Below are 16,364 nucleotides of genomic sequence, written 5' to 3'. Positions count from 1 at the left end.
ATCAATTAATATATATTTAAGATTTTGTATTTATAATGGCATTTATAGCTTTTTGCATATATTCTCGAGCAGTATCAGTGGCAAGTCTAGCATAAACTGCTGTTGATCTTGGATCTCTATGATTTAGAAGTTGTCCTATCACATATTGATTTGCTCCGGTCATTGCCATCCAGCTTGGTATTGTTCTTCTTAAATCATGGATCCTTAAATTTTCTATTCCTGCCTTTTTACAAATCCTCTTCCATGCTTTCTTCGGTTCTTGCAAATGACCACTACTGCTAGTCTCACTTGGAAATACCCATTCGCTTGTAGATTGCTCTTTTCGTGCTTTTAATATTTCTACTGCTTGATCTAGTAAAGGTAAACGGTGAGGATCACCATTCTTAGTATCTGGAAGATATAATTGTTTATCAGCAAAACTCACCTGTTCCCAACGCATAGTAAGTATATTATCCTTACGAACTGATGTATACAAAGCTATTAAGAAAAAATCCTTCATTACTTGGTTTTCCTCACCTGCTATTGCTGTAAAAAATCGTGGTATTTCTTCCCTAGTTAAATACCTGTCTCTGGATTGTTCCTTGTGCTTCTTTATGCCAATAACTGGATTTATTGTAAGCAATTCCCATTCTATTGCTTTACTAAATACAGGACTTAAAACTTCAAGAAATCTATTAGCTCCATACTTACCAGTTTTAGTTAAATTATTAAACAACTCTTGAATATCTGCTTTTTGAATGGTGGATATTTTTCTAGGATATAAATGTTTTGCATATCTATCTATAGAAGCAGCATAATCTCTCCATCTTTTATTATTAATTTTACTATATTCATTAAGGTATTTATCATAAAGCTCTTTAAAGGTAAGTTCCTTAGCTAATCTAACCTTTTCTTCTACAGGATTATATCCTTTGGCGATCTCACCCTTTAATTCAGATGCTTTGGCTCTAGCATCAATAATTGATAAATCAGGGAACACACCTATTTTAATTCTATGATATTTCTTATCAAGTACTGTGCCCAAATAAAATATTTTACTACCACCATATGATACGATTAGCAATAATCCTTTTTCTTTGGTATCTTTATATACATCTCGTTTTGTCTGTGGAGCTTTAATTTCATGTAATGCTTCTTTAGTAAACAATAGTGATTTAACTGACATAAATCCTCCCACAGCTTAATTCATATATAATTAAACTGTAGTATGCTTTGCTCAGAAAAACAAATCTTATGTTAAATAGAATTATACTTTAAAAAATGATGATTTATCCTAACTACATACAATTCAATAACCAATAGTTGCTATAATTTTTTATCAAATTCAAAAGGTCCAAGTATATTTCAAGATAAAAATTGATCATGAATTTGAACTCACTATATGCTCATCATATCCACATGTTATTTTCAAATTTGTAATATTTTTTAGATATTGACAAATAATTGTAACTCTACTACAGTTAAGCCTATAATTATGGTAATTAAGGAAAACCCATTAAATACTAGGATTATGAGCTACAAATTAGTATATGAGAAAAAAGCAGAAAAGCAGGGCAAAGGTGGCTTTTAGGTTGACATCGTAAAGGTCGGTGGTTCGAGTCCACTATCACTCACCACTCACCATTCTCCATTTTTCGGTATTTCTACAAAGGTATCAGACGGCGAACGCAGCATAAAGTAAAGGCTTTTCAGCGTTCAAAGAAAGGTTAAAGAATATCAATTAGATAGATAAATCAATCGGCATTAATTTTTATTTCAACAGCATTCTCCTTCAAAAATTTATCTCCATTTATTCCATATTGATGATGTACTATTCCTTTCTCCATAGCTTTCTCAAACCGTGGCAGTAAAGAATCAACAGCTTTCTTTATTTTTTCATCAATAATACTATAACAATCTTGACCTTTATATTTACTATATAAGTAGCTTCAGTATTTTTAATATACCCTTTCTCTGGAATATTCCATGAAGTGATATTATGACTTAATATATAAGCTGTTGTTTTTTTTAAGCTGATATAATACTGATGAATTTTTTTTGCATCATATTGCTTAAATAATTGATCTAAATCCTCTGTGTCATTAATCTCTCCAAAATCATTTGTAAAAATTTCTTCTTGTTTTTTCTTACTTAATTGGTTTGCATATTCCTTAGCTTTATTTATGTCATTATATTTTTAGAAACAAATTCTTTTGCATCTTCTGCCATTAGCGAGATGCTGGCAGCATTAAGGACTTCTGTTATTTCTTCTTTTTTTAATGTATTTACATTATAAATTATAGAATTTGGATCAGGAAAAGCTGCTAAAGTAGATAAATTTAAACTTTTATAAATAGCAATATCGTTTGTTAGGTTGTTAGGAATGTTATTTAATATATTACGTGCTATATCCAATTGTTTTGTATAAATGGCAGCCGAAAGTACAAGTAACTCATCAGTATTATTGACATCAGTTTTTTTAATTATTGTATTTAAATCCTTTGCTAAACGTATTTTTGTGCAATTGTTCTCTCATCTGAAAGAGCATTATATTTAGCAGTATATTATATAACGCTCAAACCTTTGAACGTGGTAAGGTAATAAATTTTTAGAATTCATTATCTCTAATTTTTCATTGGTGATATTATTTAAGTCTTGACCTAATTTTAGTAAAGCTTTAAGGCTACCTTCAGGCATTTTATTTAGTAAATTTTCTATATTTTTTGAATCAGAGTGATAACCATAGATAGTCCATAAATTATATATGATTTCTTCCTCTTCAGGTAACCCTATCTATTGCACTATTATAATATTTTATAGTAAGTTCTAACTGACCAGTTTTATAATAAACAACTCCTAAGTTATACTGACACCAACCTATATCTTTGGCATTTACTTGATCATCTATAGTGATATTGCTAAGTGCTACCGTAAGCAATTCTTTAGCTTCATCTAAGTGATTATTATTAATTAACATGGTAGAGAGCGTATATGTAATATTGTAATAATGCTTTATATAAGGTGTTAAATCTTTAATAATTTTATCTTCATACTCCATTTTGATATAAACTGATTGACTAACTCAAATAAAGTATTGGTATATAAGCTTTATGAATTTGAAATTCGTATTGAGAATATATTAAATTTAAATCTATATTTGCTTTTGACAATATATCTATAAATAATTTTTCTGCTACTTCCACATGGTTATTCATTATACTGCAATGTATAGCAGTGATTATCCCTTGAAGTTGAAGAAAAATATTTATAAAATTAATAGTTTCGGGTTCTTTATTTACAATAGGAGTACTATAAGTTTTGAGGCTTATAAAAATGCTAATTTCTTTATTCGCTTTTAATGCAACATGATATTTGCTTAAGGGTTCTTGTAGCACTTATATTTTTATATTCATAATTATCAAATAAAGTTTTTAGTGTATTAAGTTTTAGGCTTGTTACTTGTGGAATACCCAATTTTTTTGTTGTTTTGCTACCTAAAGAGTTTAAAAGAGTTGTGGCTATTTCTGCACTGGCATCTATAGAACTTTTTACATTTTTTAATGGTTCTATTCATTCCCCTGCTACAATTAAAGACTTTTTTGATTTAAACTCTATTATTTTATTGTGTGACAATGCTATAGGATTAAATTTTGAGACTGCTGAAGATTTAGGATTTTTTATCATAATAAATACTTATTAATAAATAGGCATGTATTATAAAGTAAACCCACTATTTTGTACAGAAAATACTAATTTTTAATTAAAGTTAATAACTTGAAACATTTGATATTTAAGTTTATTACAGATGAATATTCTTGTGATGTTAGGTTGAGTAAATATTTATTTTCCTGTTTAGCAAGAATTTTATTAATATAATTAGTGACTTCATCTTGCCAAAAGTTTGTTAAATTTATTTCATTTAATTTTGTTGCCATTTCTAATCTATACGGCTTAATAGTATCTAGCGGGTTTAAGACTCCGTAAAGTCCTGATTAAGCAAATGTGATTGCAGGAAATTTAATTCATGATTAGTGAATTTTTCTATATGTATATTATTAAAAACATCTCCTGCATAAGCAAAAATAGCCGCTTTACTCTCTTGATTATCAAAATCCTTAAGTCTTTCTTTATTTATATGTGCAAGTTTTGCACTTATATTCATTATTTTCGATAATTGATTCTCAGAATAGCTTTGGAGTGTAGAAAGTAATTGATTAGTTATAACGTAAGGGACACTGGAGTCGTCAGCTCCGTCTTGGGAGCTAACTTCTCGAAATTTAGAGTTTTAGGCAGAAGAAATAATAGCAAGCATTTCTATCTAGCCGGAGTACTTGGAAGAGATGAAGTAGTGCTAGCGATATTTCTGTTAGTACTATCGATTGTTTGCATAATTGCATAGCTTGGATCACCGTCAAGTTCTACTACTTCTTTGGGTTTCGTAGTTTTTTGACTGGTACAGCCAATTAAAGCTATAGAAGCAAATAAAATTATTAAATATCTTATCATAAATACCCTGTTTTAATTTTACCCTTAAGATAGCTGCCTATTATTATAATGTCAAGTGAGAGGAAAATTTTATTACCCTACCCTATAACCTTTCAGTAATAGTCTAAAGATTCTTCATAATATTTTAAATCTAATTCTGCATAATTTAAATTAGGTTCATCTTCGCTTCTTTCTATCGCGGGTTCAGGTTTAGGCTTATCATAATTTTTTCTAGTTTTTAAATAATATTCTAAAGTTTCTTCATATTCCCATCTAGGTAGAGGGTGATTATCAGATTCTTTTTCTAAATATATCATTATTGATGATGTTTTTTCCTTTAAAGATTCATTACATAATTCTTCAACAATAGGATAATATTCTTTCTTATTCAGATACTAAAGGCATGATTGTTGGTTTACTATCATTTAAGTAATTATATAATGCTTCAAAAAAAGAATCACATATTTCCCATTACCTATAATATCGTGATATATAAAAGAGTCTATATTCAAGTGCTTGAATAACCAGCTGCCCATCTATCGATAATATTTTTTTGAAGAGTTCTAAATCTTCAATATGAAGACCCATGGAAAAATATTATCATGTAGTACCATGCTTTTTATTATTTGTCACTGCTCTATAGTACTATATTTAGCCCATTCTATAACTTCTTTACTTCTTAAATAAATTTTTAGGCATTCTGTAATAAACCGTATTATAGAATTTTTCGCTTTCAGGAAATTTGCGTTTGCGGATAGAGAAATTACCGAAATTTCTGATTTCGATACGCTTTTGTTCTTTAAGAGATTCGTTTAAATAATCTAAAATTAAATCTACTGAATCTTTAACATCTTCTTTAGAAAGATAATTCAGCTTATCATGTATTTTATCTATTAAATAATTCTTAGTAATCATTATTAAAAAATCGCTTTGATTCCGTTAAAACTATTTTTAAAAAAACTAGGTACTATACTATCAAAATCTTCAAGTATTATGTCCATTAATTTTGGTTTTGGTTTTAATTGATAATCTTTAACTAATAGATTAACATTAATTTTCTGAACTTCCTGTAACCATTTTAATGCAGTATCTTCCGAGCCTATAGCATCCACAAGCTTTAACTTTAAAGCCTGACGACCTGAATATACTCGTCCGTCTGCGAGCTTTTTTACTTCTTCTATAGGAAGATTACGCCTCTCTGAAACAAGTTCAAGGAAGAAATTATAAGTATCTTCTATATTTTCCATAATGGTTACCCGCACTGCTTCCGTCAGTTTTTCGGTAGGATTTGGGACAGCTTTTAATTCACCCGATTTGAAATTATTAAACTTAATCCCCAATTTTTGAGCAAGCTCCGTTACCTCGGCTGTTTGTAGTATTACACCGATTGAACCCGTAATAGTTCCGTTATGGCTGATAATATAATCACCTCCAAGAGAGATTAAATAACCGCCGCTTGCAGCCATTGTTCCCATAACTATCACTACCGGCTTTTTTGCGGATATTTTACGCAGAATATTATAAATTTTTTCAGAGCCGACTACCGTACCGCCGGGAGAATTTACGTTAACTATTAACGCTTTAATATGAGAATCATCGATTATTTTTTTGAGCTTTTTGTCACGCTTTTCGTCTTCAAGAATTATTTCGTCTATTAATACGGAAGCTATATAGTCTTCATTACTATTAATAGGTAAAACCTCTTTTGGAGCAAAATCTTTACCGACTAGTAAGAATACGATCGCAATTAAAATAATAGCTGCTAGCTTCCAAATTAACAAACGAGATTTTATTTGTCTTCTTTCAATTAAATAATCAGGTGTTATACTCATGATTTTATATACTTTTTTAGAATACTATAGTCAATTCAGATCTATACTGTGACAGGCGTGAGGAGCGAAGCCTATAATAATAATAGGCGAGCCGACGAACAACGAAGCACAATATAGGTATCAATTGACTATAGACCGTTCTTAGGACGTTCAGGACTCTTCATCATCTCAAAAAACTCACCGTTAGTTTTAGTATTTTCAAGTTTTTTGAGTAAAAATTCTATTGCTTCACTGCTACCCATCGGATCGATAATACGACGAAGAACCCACATTTTATTTAATATTATTTTATCTACTAATAAATCCTCTTTTCTAGTGCCTGATCTAGTTATATCAATAGCCGGATAAATACGCTTATCGGCAATCTTACGATCTAGAACTATCTCGGAATTACCTGTACCTTTAAACTCCTCAAAAATTACCTCATCCATACGAGAACCGGTTTCAATTAAAGCCGTACCGATTATAGTAAGCGAACCGCCGTTTTCAATATTTCTTGCTGCTCCGAAAAATCTTTTAGGTCTCTGAAGAGCATTAGCATCAACACCGCCCGTTAATACTTTACCTGATGACGGCACTACGGTATTATAAGCACGAGCTAAACGTGTTATCGCATCTACTAAAATTACCACGTCTTTTTTATGTTCTACTAAACGCTTTGCTTTTTTGATAACCATTTCTGCAAGTTGCACGTGCCTACTTGCCGGTTCATCGAAAGTAGAGCTAACAACCTCCCCACGCACGGAACGTTGCATATCGGTTACTTCTTCAGGTCTTTCGTCTATTAACAGTACTATTAAAAATACTTCCGGATTATTGGTTGTAATTGCATGTGCTATATTTTGTAATAATACGGTTTTACCTGTACGAGGCGGTGCTACTATTAATGCACGTTGTCCTTTACCCATAGGGGCAACAAGTTCAATAACCCGTGTACTAAAATCCTTACTATCTTTACTATTATTTTCAAGTTCTAATCCTAATTTTTCATCAGGATATAAGGGGGTTAAATTATCAAAATGAACACGATGATAAGCTTTAAAAGGGTCTTCAAAATTTACTCTATTGACTTTCAGTAAAGCAAAATAACGTTCTCCGGCTTTTGGAGCTCTGATCTGACCTTCTACAGTATCACCGGTACGCAGACCAAAGCGACGAATCTGACTAGGAGAAATATAAATATCATCAGGGCCTGCTAAGTAGTTTACTTCCGGCGAACGTAAAAAACCAAATCCGTCAGGTAGTACTTCAAGTACCCCCTCTCCCACTATTAAACCTCCCTGCTCTACGGATTTTTTCAAAATTGCAAAAACTAATTCTTGTTTAAGTAATGAATTAATATTTTCAATTTTTAATTCTTCTGCTTGAGCTTGTAGTTCCTCCGGTAATTTACGTTTTAATTGTTTTAAATTAATAATATTACCGTTCTCTGCAAAATTATTATGATTGTTATTGGATTCGGTATTGTTAAGTTCTGCTGTGGATTCTTTATTAGTTGTGCTCATTAGATTATAATTGAAAAGTTGAGTTAGCAATTAAGTTTAAAGGTAAGTAATATACTTATTTAAATTAGGAATCAAATTAGATTTTTAGAAAGTTTTATTTATTCTTGCGGTTTGAAGAATTATTTATCTTGTTAGCTTATAAGAGTTGTCTATGTATGTAAAAGCATACTAACAACGTTAATAGCATATTGTCAACCCAAATCGTCATTGCGAGCAGGTAATCGGTAAATGGTCATTGCAAGAAAATTACGAAGCAATCTTGGGAGTGTATTATTATTTCATGAGATTGCCGCACAGCTTACGGCTGCGTAGCTCATGACGACCCTGGTAACCTCTTCTCGCAATGACGGATAAATCAATCCACGTAACTCTAGCAATCCTTTGATTTTAACAATAACACATTTGTATTAAGTAATGGAATGCATACGTTTTTAACTTCATTTAATAAGGCCTCATTGCTTATTTCTTGGTTTAATTCGCTGCGTACCGCATCAAATATTTCTCTTAAACTTTTCTCTTCTACCATATATTTAAAAATATATTTAGTGCTTCTAAATATCGACATTGAGATATTAACATTATTTAATATCCCATTATTAATAGTAAAATTAATAGCATTATTTACTGCTGAAGGATTAGATTCCAAATGCTCATAAATTTGTTTAGCAAAATTGGCAATATTATGGAAGTACGGTATATTATCAAGGTCATCAAGAGAGGCTACACTATCTTTTCGATTTGATACGTAAAATGAATGTTTAATAATATTACCGGTCAGTATTTCGGAAATTGCTTCTCTAGTTACTTTATCCATTTTTTTAACTTTTTGTAGAAGTGAAAAATCTTTTATATAATTTTCCGGTCTTAATAAAATTTTCTCTAAAGGATCAAAATAATCAACAAAATTTAAGCTTGCTTTTTCTACGAATTCATATAACTCAGGAACGGAATAGGCTCTATCCTGTTTGTGCAGGAACATATCATAAACTCCGACGTCACCGTAATTTTGGTAATCTGAAAATAACTCCCAACCTCTTTTATACCAGTTAGTAGCAGGCAAATTATCTAGAATTAGCTTCCCGTTCATTACTTCTTCGACACGGCTTTTAGTATCTTTATTTATCATTTTCATTAAATCCTGAATTTGATAAACACCGGTACGTCCGTATTTAGCATATACCATTAAACCCATACCGCCGGTCGGCTTTAAAGAATCTTTTAGATTTTTTAAACCTTCATCAGGATTTGCTAAATGATGAAGCACGCCGGTACAATTTATATAATCGAATTTTCCAAGTTTTAGATTAGGTATATTTAATATTGAATCATTAATCCATTTAATATTTTTAAGACCTCGTACTTCTGCACGTTTTTGTGCTACTTCCATGCTAGGCTTGCTGAAATCTAGATATATTATTTCGGCATTTTTATCTTTTAACTGCTCGGCAAGATAAATAGTCGAATCACCGGTGCCGCCGCCTGCTATTAAGCATCTAAAATTATTATTAAAATTTTCTTTTCCTTGATATAGAAAATGGTTTAATTCTCCTAAGAACTCACCGCACATTGTAAGTAAACGTTCTTTTTCTTGATTTGGGTCTCTGAAGGGATAAGGATAATCTTGATAATGCTCTTGTACTTCTGCTAAGTCTTTAGAAATTGTAGTATTTTTTGTTTTCTTTAAATTGCTCATAAATTATTATTTTTTTAAGTTATTATTATATATATACTTGTCTATCTACTCTTTTAGAAGTATATCTTTTATAATTAATTGAATAGTATAATTACCTTGCCAATTATTAGTTTTTAACGTTCCTATTGCGGCAATATTTTTTGCTTTAGAGCTTAATAAAACATCTTCAAATGCAGTTCCTACCGAATTAAAAGCAATAGCAGATAAGGCTTTATTACCAAAGCCTCGCTTATTTGGAACAAGCATACATTTAATATGCTTACTTCCAACGATATCCGCTTTTAATACAAATAAATCATCGAATTTAAATATAGGCTCATGATTTCCTTGACCGAAAGGCTCTAAAGTGTTTAATTCCTCCATTAAAGGGAAATTCACACTATTAACCGTTAACTCAATATCATATTCCGCATGCTTATAATTTTCTAGTTTATTTATACTAATTCTAAAAGCATTATTAAAAAAATTCTGTAATTCTTGTAATTTGTCAGCAGTTACGGTAAAACCTGCCGCCATAGCATGACCTCCGCCTGCTATTAGCAAATCTTTGCTTTTAGCATTGATAATTTCAGCACCAAAATCAATACCTAAAATAGAACGGCATGAAGCTTTACCAATCCCGTCATTTAAAGCTATAACTGCCACCGGCTTATCAAATTTTTCTTTTAATTTGCCGGCAACGATTCCTATAACGCCTGGATGCCATCCTTCTTTTACGATAAATAATAAACTACTATCTTGTTGTGTCAAAGCAATTTCCATCGCTTCTTCTATCATTAATAACTCAATTACTTTACGCTCATTATTATGTTTTTCAAGTTCTTCAGCTAATTTATTTGCTTCATTAGAACAACTAGTAGATAGGAGATTAGCCCCTAAACTTGACTTTCCTACTCTACCGCCCGCATTGATACGCGGACCTAGAATAAACCCTAAATGATAACATTTTGGTATTTCATTAAGCCCTGCCATATCATATAATGTTTTAATCCCTATATTTTGCCTTTGTTGCATTATTTTCAATCCGCTTGCAACAAATGCACGATTTAAGCCTGTTAATTTCATCATATCGCAAACAGTACCAAGAGCCACTAAATCTAGATACTTCATTAGATTAGGCTGAAGCATTGTTTGCGTGAAATAATTTTGCTTCTTTAAATTCGATAATATTGCAGTTGCAAATAAGAAAGCAACTCCTACGGCTGCCAAATGTTTATATTCGCTTTTTTCATCAATACGATTTGGATTTACTATAGCTACTGCATCCGGTAATATTTCCGTAGCTATATGATGATCGATTACTATAACATCAAGGTTAACGTCTTTTGCGTATTTTAGGGCTTCATGTGCCATAGCACCGCAATCAACCGTAATTAATAATTCTGTGCCGTTATCTTTAATTTTTTGCATAGCAAAAGGAGTTGGACCGTATCCTTCAGCTATACGATCGGGAACATAAATATCACATAGTATATTTAAATCTCTAAAAATATTTTTAAGTAAAGCGGCTGAAGTAGCACCGTCTACATCATAATCGGCAAAGATACATATTTTTTGGTTATTTAAAATAGCTGTAACGGTTCTATCTACAGCCTTTTCCATATCAAGTAGATGAAAAGGATCAGGTAATAAATTTTTGATTTTCGGTATCAAAAAATTTTCTACTTCCTCTAGATTATTTACTCTTAATGATACTATCCTAGCAAGTAAATCACTAATTTTAAAACTACGACATAATTCGGTGACTATATCTTCGTTAATCAGTTTCTGCTGCCAGATTTTACCGTTTATAGATGCTTGTGGTTTCATTTGTTTATTAGGCTGTATTTTTGCTGTATATCCCCAAAAGTTTTTTAGCTTCATCATCTGCAATTAAAGCTTCAACAAACTCATCTAATTGTCCGTTTTTAACTACTTCGTCTATCTTATAAAGTGTTAAGTTGATTCTATGGTCGGATACTCTTCCCTGTGGGAAATTATAAGTACGTATCCGCTCCGAACGATCTCCCGAACCTACCTGCCCTCTTCTGCTATCGGCTCTTTCTTGTTCCTTTTTACGCCGTTCTTCTTCATAAATTCTAGCACGTAGAATTTTTAACGCCTTTGCTTTATTTTTATGCTGTGACTTCTCATCTTGCAAGGCTACGGTAATGCCGGTAGGGATATGAGTTATACGTACGGCAGAATCGGTAGTATTAACGTGCTGTCCACCAGCCCCTGAAGCTCTATAAGTATCGATTCTTAAGTCTTTATCTTCAATTTGAATATCAACCTCTTCAGCCTCAGGAAGTACTGCAACCGTTGCTGCCGAAGTATGAATACGTCCTTGTGATTCCGTTTCCGGTACTCTCTGTACTCTATGAACGCCTGACTCAAATTTGAGCTTAGAGAATACATCTTTGCCTTTTATTGACGCCGATGCTTCTTTATAACCGCCTATTCCCGTATCGGAAATTGCTAATATCTCAAAACGCCATCCTTTTAACTCAGCATATCTTTGATACATATTAAAAAGTACGGCAGCAAAAAGTGCAGCTTCTTCTCCGCCGCTTCCTGCTCTAACTTCAATAATAGCACTTTTACTATCCGCATCATCTTTCGGTAATAAAGCAATTTTTACGGCTCTTTCAAGTTTTGGTAACGAATTTTCAAGAGTGTGTATTTCGTCTTCAATCATTTCTAAAGTGGCATTATCAAGTCCCACTTCTAGCTTAAAATTATTTGCTTCTTCAAGCTCAGATTTAGCCTTATTATATTCTTTAATTTTTGCTACAACATCTTCAAGTTCTGCATATTCTTTAGATGCCTTAACAAACTCGTCTCCCATAATGCCGGAAGATAGTTTGTTGCCTAAATTTTCGTATTTATCTAAAATTTTTGCTAAATTATCTGAAAAACGCATGTTATTTTATTGTGATTTGTTTATGGGTGAGATTTCAACGTTATTACGAGAAGAAACTGAAAGTTTCAACGAAGCAATCTCAGGATATTTGACGAGATTGCAACGCAGCCTATGGCTGCTCGCAATGACGACTTATATCAACATCAAAGCGGGACTCTCTATAAACTTTTTAAATGCTGCCAAGAACTCAGCACCGACTGCTCCGTCTACTACTCGGTGATCGGCAGAAAGAGTTACGTCCATAATTGTTGCTATAGTGATTTGATCATTCTTGACTATAGCACGTTTTGCACTAGCTCCGACGCCCATTATACAACCTTGCGGTGGGTTAATTATAGCATTGAAATTCTTAATACCGTACATACCGAGGTTAGAAATGGTAAACCCTCCGCCCTGAAATTCTTCAGGGGTTAATTTATTATCTTTTGCTTTCTTTATTAATTCTTTCATTTCACGAGATAGTTCTAGAATGTTTTTTTGATTGGCATTTTTAACTATCGGCGTAACAAGCCCGTTCTCAATCGCTACCGCTACTGAAATATCGACATTATTATAATATCTAATTGCATCTTCTCCCCAGCTAGCATTGGCATTTGGCACTTCTTGTAAAGCTTTGGCTACTGCTAAAATAATAAAATCATTAACCGATATCCTTGTTGATTTATCTTCAGAAAAAGATTTATTAATGTCTTCTCGTATATCTAACAATTTATCGACATTACATTCTATAGATAAATAAAAATGTGGAACTGTTTGTTTAGATTCAAACAGACGCTTGGCTATAATCTTGCGGATATTATTATTTGGTACTAAACGATATTCTTCAGGATTTCTGCTAACTATTTTATTATGAGCAGTGCTAGGAGTATATGATAAGATATCCTGTTTGACTATTCTACCGTGCGGACCGCTACCTTTCACGCTCTCAAATCTAATATTTCCCATTTTTGCAAGTCTTTTTGCAAGCGGTGAGGCGAATATTTTACTAGCATCATGTTTTATAACTGTTACCTGTTCTTCTACATTAGCTATGTTCTCGTGGGGTTTCAGAAGATTAGCATCTGTTTTCGGTGACGGTGATACACTATTATTTTTTGCAATAAACGCATCAATGTCCGTTTTTTCTTCTCCCTCTTCACTTAACACGGCAATTAAAGAGTTAACAGGTACATTTTGACTATTTTGTGGGATAACTATTTTGGCAAGTATACCTTCGTCTACTGCTTCTACTTCCATCGTTGCTTTATCGGTTTCAATTTCAGCAATTACTTCTCCAGGATTAACTTTGTCCCCTTCTTTTTTTAACCACCTAGCTAGATTTCCTTCCGTCATAGTTGGAGATAAAGCAGGCATTAAAATTTTAATCGGCATAACTTATTTAGATTTGATTTTTTATTGTTGTTATTACACGTCATTGCGAGGAGAGACAAAGCCTCGACGTGGCAACCTCATGAAACAATAAAATTCCTGAGATTGCCACACTCTCTACGTTCGCGTGCAATGACGATTTGAGTAGCTATTGCACCTTAATATCAGGGCTAACGATCATTATCATCTGCTTACCTTCCATTTTAGCATGCTGATCGATTTTAACGAGTCCTGCGAGCCCTATTTCTATACGTTTAAATAGTGCTTGACCGACCTCTTTATGAAGAATCTCTCGTCCCTTAAACCATAAAGAAATTTTTACTTTATCTCCGTCTTTTAAAAATTCTTTTATTTTTTTTAGCTTAGTTTCAAAATCACCTATACTAATATTAGGTTTAAATTTCATTTCTTTAAGTACGACAATTTTTTGCTTTTTGCGTGCTTCATGCAAACGTTTTTTGCTTTCGTACTTAAACTTACCAAAATCTAGAATTTTACAGACAGGGGGTACAGCATTCGGTGATATCTCGACTAAGTCAAGACCAGCTCTTTCCGCCATATCTAATGCTTCTCTAATATTTACGACGCCGTGCATTTCGCCGTTTTCGCCTACTAAACGAACTTCTTTAGCTCTGATTTCTCTATTAGTCTTAGGAAAATTATTTTTAGAAATAAAATTTCTCCGTATTATGTTTATAAATAAATATATATTGCATTTAACTGATTTTATTTAAAATTACAAGTAAATAAAATATTTTATCTTTAATTTTATTTAGAAAGTTTTAAAAAAAATTGAAACGACAAGGCACATTCCAAATATTAATAAACAGATTCGTGTTAATTTAGTGACTCTTGCCTGTATTTTCAAGTTTTTTAGGTCTATAGCATGCTTATGAGCTTGTTCTTTTTGTGCCATATGCATTAATTCCTGTAAAGTACCGGGATAAATACTCTCATACTCACTGATTAAATCAATTGGCGGTAATATATGTTCAAATTTTTTACGGTAAAAATTATTATCAGGTTCGTTTACACTAAAAGTCTTAGCATAACCTTTATTTAATCTATTATTTTTGTTAAAAAAACGTTTAGTCTCTTTCATATTCCTTTTTTATTTTTTGAAATGTATATAATATATTACTTTCAACTATTTTAAAATAATCAATTAATTGCGTTTCTTTTTTTTGCTGTTGTTTGGAGCTTTTCATATTTATTATATTCTTTAGCTCTGCATATATTAGTTTTATAAAACTTTGTTTCATTGATTATACTAAATTTATAAAATCTGTTTTTGGTATTAGCGGTTCGCCCCTAAAATTTATAGCATTATTAAATTTATTGCAACAGGTTATAAAATTTTTATCACATCCGGCAGTAATTTTTACTTCCTCGGCATCTTTAACATAATCCGGTATAATATCCTCTAATATAATCAAATCACGAAATTGCTTAGAACTTTACTGTTAAAACGATTTGAACCGTAGGCATAAAATTTATAAGGATATTTCCCAAGTATAGAACGTAATATTAACAAATCTTGCTTTTCAATCTGAACCACTAATATTTCTCCAAATTATTTATAAGCTCATTTAAAGCATCAGAAAAATCATCAAAAATACTAATTACTAGTTCTAAATTTTTTTCATTATAAGTATGAACCGTAATGTTACGAATCTCTATAAATTTAAACCATATTCTAGGGTCAGCAATCAACCCGTTAACCGCTGCTGCCCGAAATACATCCTTTAAAATATAAGGTGTTTTGCCGGATTTTTCACAAAAGCGTTTCATTGTTTTCCAAGCTAGTTCATAACAAAATTCAAAAGATTGGATACTGCCGGCTTTATTCTGCTCAGTATCTAAATGTTTACGCAACTCTTCGAATTTCTGCCTTGATACTTATATCTAGCCCTGCGATTAAATGCATTTTATACTCCTATTTTTTGCTTTAATAATGCCTGATAATTCATTACCAATTTTGTACTGACTAAGTCTTTGCTAGTGTGAAACTCTATTTTATTTGTTTTTATACCAGCAACATTTTCAAATGAGTGATGCTCTATTTTATCGCTTATTTTACTAGCAAGGCTTAGAGCAATATTACGGTTTTTATCATTAGTAAAAATACATATTGCAAATTCCAGCTGCATTATATTTTTGTACATTAGTAGATATATTATTAACATTCAATATATTAACAAGTAAGAACGGACATTTTGTATCCTGAACAACAGGAAAATATATTTTATTAATTTTAGTTTTGATGTCATTATCGTTTATAAGTAATTTATACAAACTTAGCTGCAAATTATAGATAAAATCATGATACATATATTTCCAACGCTATTATATTTAAAAATTTACTCTTTTCTTCAACGTTAATAATTCATTTAATTTCAAATTCCCGTTCTTTAAATAAAATACGCATTTTAGTAGTGATATTTTTAATAAATCTTATTTTAAATAAAAAATATCCTTCTGTTATTATATGTCCAAAGCTTATATTTTTCTAGAGCAAGGAATTTACTATCGCATAGTGATTTAATTTCAGCATAGCTTGTTAATTTCTCTATCCATCTATCCTCTTCCATTTCTTCTCC

General features: G+C 31.6%; 24 protein-coding genes and 1 pseudogene. 2 read left to right on the top strand and 23 right to left on the bottom strand.

Annotation, left to right across the window (positions count from 1 at the left end; all coding sequences use genetic code 11):
- Positions 1 to 16: 16 nt before the first annotated feature.
- A complete protein-coding gene (locus tag RMA_RS03815; protein ID WP_041404709.1) occupies positions 17 to 1,165 on the bottom strand; it encodes a tyrosine-type recombinase/integrase in 1,149 nt (382 codons plus the stop codon).
- Between the two features lie 267 nt (positions 1,166 to 1,432).
- Here RMA_RS03815 and RMA_RS10920 point away from each other — a divergent pair, with 267 nt between their 5' ends.
- Positions 1,433 to 1,570: a hypothetical protein gene (locus RMA_RS10920; protein WP_238375379.1), complete on the top strand. Its 138-nt coding sequence runs from the start codon at positions 1,433 to 1,435 to the stop codon at positions 1,568 to 1,570.
- 590 nt (positions 1,571 to 2,160) lie between these two features.
- On the opposite strand, the gene RMA_RS10915 is transcribed toward RMA_RS10920, so the two are convergent.
- The 4 genes from RMA_RS10915 to RMA_RS10900 form a co-directional block, all read right to left on the bottom strand.
- Positions 2,161 to 2,394, bottom strand: a complete 234-nt coding sequence (locus tag RMA_RS10915) for a hypothetical protein (RefSeq protein ID WP_041404708.1) — start codon at positions 2,392 to 2,394, stop codon at positions 2,161 to 2,163.
- 138 nt (positions 2,395 to 2,532) lie between these two features.
- On the bottom strand, positions 2,533 to 2,676 hold the full coding sequence (locus RMA_RS10910; protein WP_238375378.1) for a hypothetical protein: 144 nt from the start codon (positions 2,674 to 2,676) through the stop codon (positions 2,533 to 2,535).
- Positions 2,677 to 2,758: 82 nt separating this feature from the next.
- The gene (locus tag RMA_RS10905) at positions 2,759 to 3,037 is read right to left on the bottom strand and encodes a tetratricopeptide repeat protein (RefSeq protein ID WP_238375377.1); all 279 of its coding nucleotides are present in this window, start codon (positions 3,035 to 3,037) and stop codon (positions 2,759 to 2,761) included.
- A gap of 19 nt (positions 3,038 to 3,056) precedes the next feature.
- Positions 3,057 to 3,374 carry a hypothetical protein gene (locus RMA_RS10900; RefSeq protein ID WP_238375376.1) on the bottom strand — a complete coding sequence of 106 codons (318 nt, stop codon included), beginning with the start codon at positions 3,372 to 3,374 and terminating at the stop codon, positions 3,057 to 3,059.
- A 92-nt stretch (positions 3,375 to 3,466) separates the two neighbouring features.
- Between RMA_RS10900 and RMA_RS03790 the strand changes: the two genes are divergently transcribed.
- Positions 3,467 to 3,679 carry a hypothetical protein gene (locus RMA_RS03790; protein WP_041404707.1) on the top strand — a complete coding sequence of 71 codons (213 nt, stop codon included), beginning with the start codon at positions 3,467 to 3,469 and terminating at the stop codon, positions 3,677 to 3,679.
- Between the two features lie 61 nt (positions 3,680 to 3,740).
- Here the strand turns inward: RMA_RS03790 and RMA_RS03785 are convergent.
- The 18 genes and pseudogenes from RMA_RS03785 to RMA_RS11720 all read right to left on the bottom strand — a co-directional run.
- Positions 3,741 to 4,291: pseudogene (locus RMA_RS03785) on the bottom strand (YaaA family protein); the annotation flags it as partial.
- Between the two features lie 2 nt (positions 4,292 to 4,293).
- Positions 4,294 to 4,485 (bottom strand): hypothetical protein, encoded by a 192-nt coding sequence (locus RMA_RS03780; RefSeq protein WP_041404706.1) that lies wholly within the window; start codon positions 4,483 to 4,485, stop codon positions 4,294 to 4,296.
- Positions 4,486 to 4,577: 92 nt separating this feature from the next.
- The gene (locus RMA_RS03775; protein ID WP_041404705.1) at positions 4,578 to 4,781 is read right to left on the bottom strand and encodes a hypothetical protein; all 204 of its coding nucleotides are present in this window, start codon (positions 4,779 to 4,781) and stop codon (positions 4,578 to 4,580) included.
- 355 nt (positions 4,782 to 5,136) lie between these two features.
- A complete protein-coding gene (locus RMA_RS03770) occupies positions 5,137 to 5,379 on the bottom strand; it encodes an HU family DNA-binding protein (RefSeq protein ID WP_014365768.1) in 243 nt (80 codons plus the stop codon).
- 2 nt (positions 5,380 to 5,381) lie between these two features.
- Positions 5,382 to 6,296, bottom strand: coding sequence for a signal peptide peptidase SppA (gene sppA, locus RMA_RS03765; protein WP_014408675.1), 915 nt, complete (start codon positions 6,294 to 6,296; stop codon positions 5,382 to 5,384).
- A 128-nt stretch (positions 6,297 to 6,424) separates the two neighbouring features.
- Positions 6,425 to 7,801 carry a transcription termination factor Rho gene (rho, locus tag RMA_RS03760; RefSeq protein WP_041404704.1) on the bottom strand — a complete coding sequence of 459 codons (1,377 nt, stop codon included), beginning with the start codon at positions 7,799 to 7,801 and terminating at the stop codon, positions 6,425 to 6,427.
- Between the two features lie 370 nt (positions 7,802 to 8,171).
- Positions 8,172 to 9,494 (bottom strand): class I SAM-dependent methyltransferase, encoded by a 1,323-nt coding sequence (locus tag RMA_RS03755; protein WP_012152834.1) that lies wholly within the window; start codon positions 9,492 to 9,494, stop codon positions 8,172 to 8,174.
- A gap of 45 nt (positions 9,495 to 9,539) precedes the next feature.
- Complete coding sequence (recJ, locus tag RMA_RS03750) at positions 9,540 to 11,303, bottom strand: single-stranded-DNA-specific exonuclease RecJ (protein ID WP_041404996.1); 1,764 nt, start codon at positions 11,301 to 11,303, stop codon at positions 9,540 to 9,542.
- Between the two features lie 7 nt (positions 11,304 to 11,310).
- Positions 11,311 to 12,396, bottom strand: coding sequence for a peptide chain release factor 1 (prfA, locus tag RMA_RS03745; RefSeq protein WP_012152832.1), 1,086 nt, complete (start codon positions 12,394 to 12,396; stop codon positions 11,311 to 11,313).
- A 132-nt stretch (positions 12,397 to 12,528) separates the two neighbouring features.
- A complete protein-coding gene (locus RMA_RS03740) occupies positions 12,529 to 13,767 on the bottom strand; it encodes a pyruvate dehydrogenase complex dihydrolipoamide acetyltransferase (RefSeq protein ID WP_012152831.1) in 1,239 nt (412 codons plus the stop codon).
- 145 nt (positions 13,768 to 13,912) lie between these two features.
- Entirely contained in the window at positions 13,913 to 14,473 is a 561-nt protein-coding gene (gene infC, locus RMA_RS03735) for a translation initiation factor IF-3 (RefSeq protein ID WP_081427881.1), read from the bottom strand.
- A 63-nt stretch (positions 14,474 to 14,536) separates the two neighbouring features.
- Positions 14,537 to 14,866, bottom strand: a complete 330-nt coding sequence (locus RMA_RS03730; protein ID WP_012152829.1) for a DUF2335 domain-containing protein — start codon at positions 14,864 to 14,866, stop codon at positions 14,537 to 14,539.
- A complete protein-coding gene (locus RMA_RS09890; RefSeq protein ID WP_012152828.1) occupies positions 14,853 to 15,026 on the bottom strand; it encodes a hypothetical protein in 174 nt (57 codons plus the stop codon). Before RMA_RS09890 ends, RMA_RS03730 begins: the two co-directional genes overlap by 14 nt.
- A 3-nt stretch (positions 15,027 to 15,029) precedes the next feature.
- Positions 15,030 to 15,200, bottom strand: coding sequence for a phage BR0599 family protein (locus tag RMA_RS08425; RefSeq protein ID WP_016916830.1), 171 nt, complete (start codon positions 15,198 to 15,200; stop codon positions 15,030 to 15,032).
- A 121-nt stretch (positions 15,201 to 15,321) separates the two neighbouring features.
- Complete coding sequence (locus tag RMA_RS03725; RefSeq protein ID WP_012152827.1) at positions 15,322 to 15,639, bottom strand: HI0074 family nucleotidyltransferase substrate-binding subunit; 318 nt, start codon at positions 15,637 to 15,639, stop codon at positions 15,322 to 15,324.
- A 53-nt stretch (positions 15,640 to 15,692) separates the two neighbouring features.
- Positions 15,693 to 15,929 (bottom strand): hypothetical protein, encoded by a 237-nt coding sequence (locus RMA_RS10895; RefSeq protein ID WP_238375374.1) that lies wholly within the window; start codon positions 15,927 to 15,929, stop codon positions 15,693 to 15,695.
- Between the two features lie 221 nt (positions 15,930 to 16,150).
- Positions 16,151 to 16,204, bottom strand: coding sequence for a hypothetical protein (locus RMA_RS11985; RefSeq protein ID WP_331377242.1), 54 nt, complete (start codon positions 16,202 to 16,204; stop codon positions 16,151 to 16,153).
- Between the two features lie 19 nt (positions 16,205 to 16,223).
- Positions 16,224 to 16,355 carry a hypothetical protein gene (locus RMA_RS11720; RefSeq protein WP_274377894.1) on the bottom strand — a complete coding sequence of 44 codons (132 nt, stop codon included), beginning with the start codon at positions 16,353 to 16,355 and terminating at the stop codon, positions 16,224 to 16,226.
- Between the last annotated feature and the right edge of the window lie 9 nt (positions 16,356 to 16,364).

Origin of the sequence: Rickettsia massiliae MTU5 (genome assembly GCF_000016625.1) — a bacterium.
Classification (GTDB): Bacteria; Pseudomonadota; Alphaproteobacteria; order Rickettsiales; family Rickettsiaceae; genus Rickettsia; species Rickettsia rickettsii.
This window is presented reverse-complemented; position numbering and strand designations above follow the sequence as displayed.

Coding starts and splice junctions, on each gene's coding strand:
- RMA_RS03815 (WP_041404709.1), bottom strand. CDS start 1,165: ATGTCAGTTAAATCACTATTGTTTACTAAAGAAGCATTACATGAAATT.
- RMA_RS10910 (WP_238375378.1), bottom strand. CDS start 2,676: ATGCCTGAAGGTAGCCTTAAAGCTTTACTAAAATTAGGTCAAGACTTA.
- RMA_RS10905 (WP_238375377.1), bottom strand. CDS start 3,037: ATGGAGTATGAAGATAAAATTATTAAAGATTTAACACCTTATATAAAG.
- RMA_RS03780 (WP_041404706.1), bottom strand. CDS start 4,485: ATGATAAGATATTTAATAATTTTATTTGCTTCTATAGCTTTAATTGGC.
- RMA_RS03775 (WP_041404705.1), bottom strand. CDS start 4,781: ATGATATATTTAGAAAAAGAATCTGATAATCACCCTCTACCTAGATGG.
- RMA_RS03770 (WP_014365768.1), bottom strand. CDS start 5,379: ATGATTACTAAGAATTATTTAATAGATAAAATACATGATAAGCTGAAT.
- sppA (WP_014408675.1), bottom strand. CDS start 6,296: ATGAGTATAACACCTGATTATTTAATTGAAAGAAGACAAATAAAATCT.
- rho (WP_041404704.1), bottom strand. CDS start 7,801: ATGAGCACAACTAATAAAGAATCCACAGCAGAACTTAACAATACCGAA.
- RMA_RS03755 (WP_012152834.1), bottom strand. CDS start 9,494: ATGAGCAATTTAAAGAAAACAAAAAATACTACAATTTCTAAAGACTTA.
- recJ (WP_041404996.1), bottom strand. CDS start 11,303: ATGAAACCACAAGCATCTATAAACGGTAAAATCTGGCAGCAGAAACTG.
- prfA (WP_012152832.1), bottom strand. CDS start 12,396: ATGCGTTTTTCAGATAATTTAGCAAAAATTTTAGATAAATACGAAAAT.
- RMA_RS03740 (WP_012152831.1), bottom strand. CDS start 13,767: ATGCCGATTAAAATTTTAATGCCTGCTTTATCTCCAACTATGACGGAA.
- RMA_RS03730 (WP_012152829.1), bottom strand. CDS start 14,866: ATGAAAGAGACTAAACGTTTTTTTAACAAAAATAATAGATTAAATAAA.
- RMA_RS09890 (WP_012152828.1), bottom strand. CDS start 15,026: ATGAAACAAAGTTTTATAAAACTAATATATGCAGAGCTAAAGAATATA.
- RMA_RS10895 (WP_238375374.1), bottom strand. CDS start 15,929: ATGTACAAAAATATAATGCAGCTGGAATTTGCAATATGTATTTTTACT.
- RMA_RS11720 (WP_274377894.1), bottom strand. CDS start 16,355: ATGGAAGAGGATAGATGGATAGAGAAATTAACAAGCTATGCTGAAATT.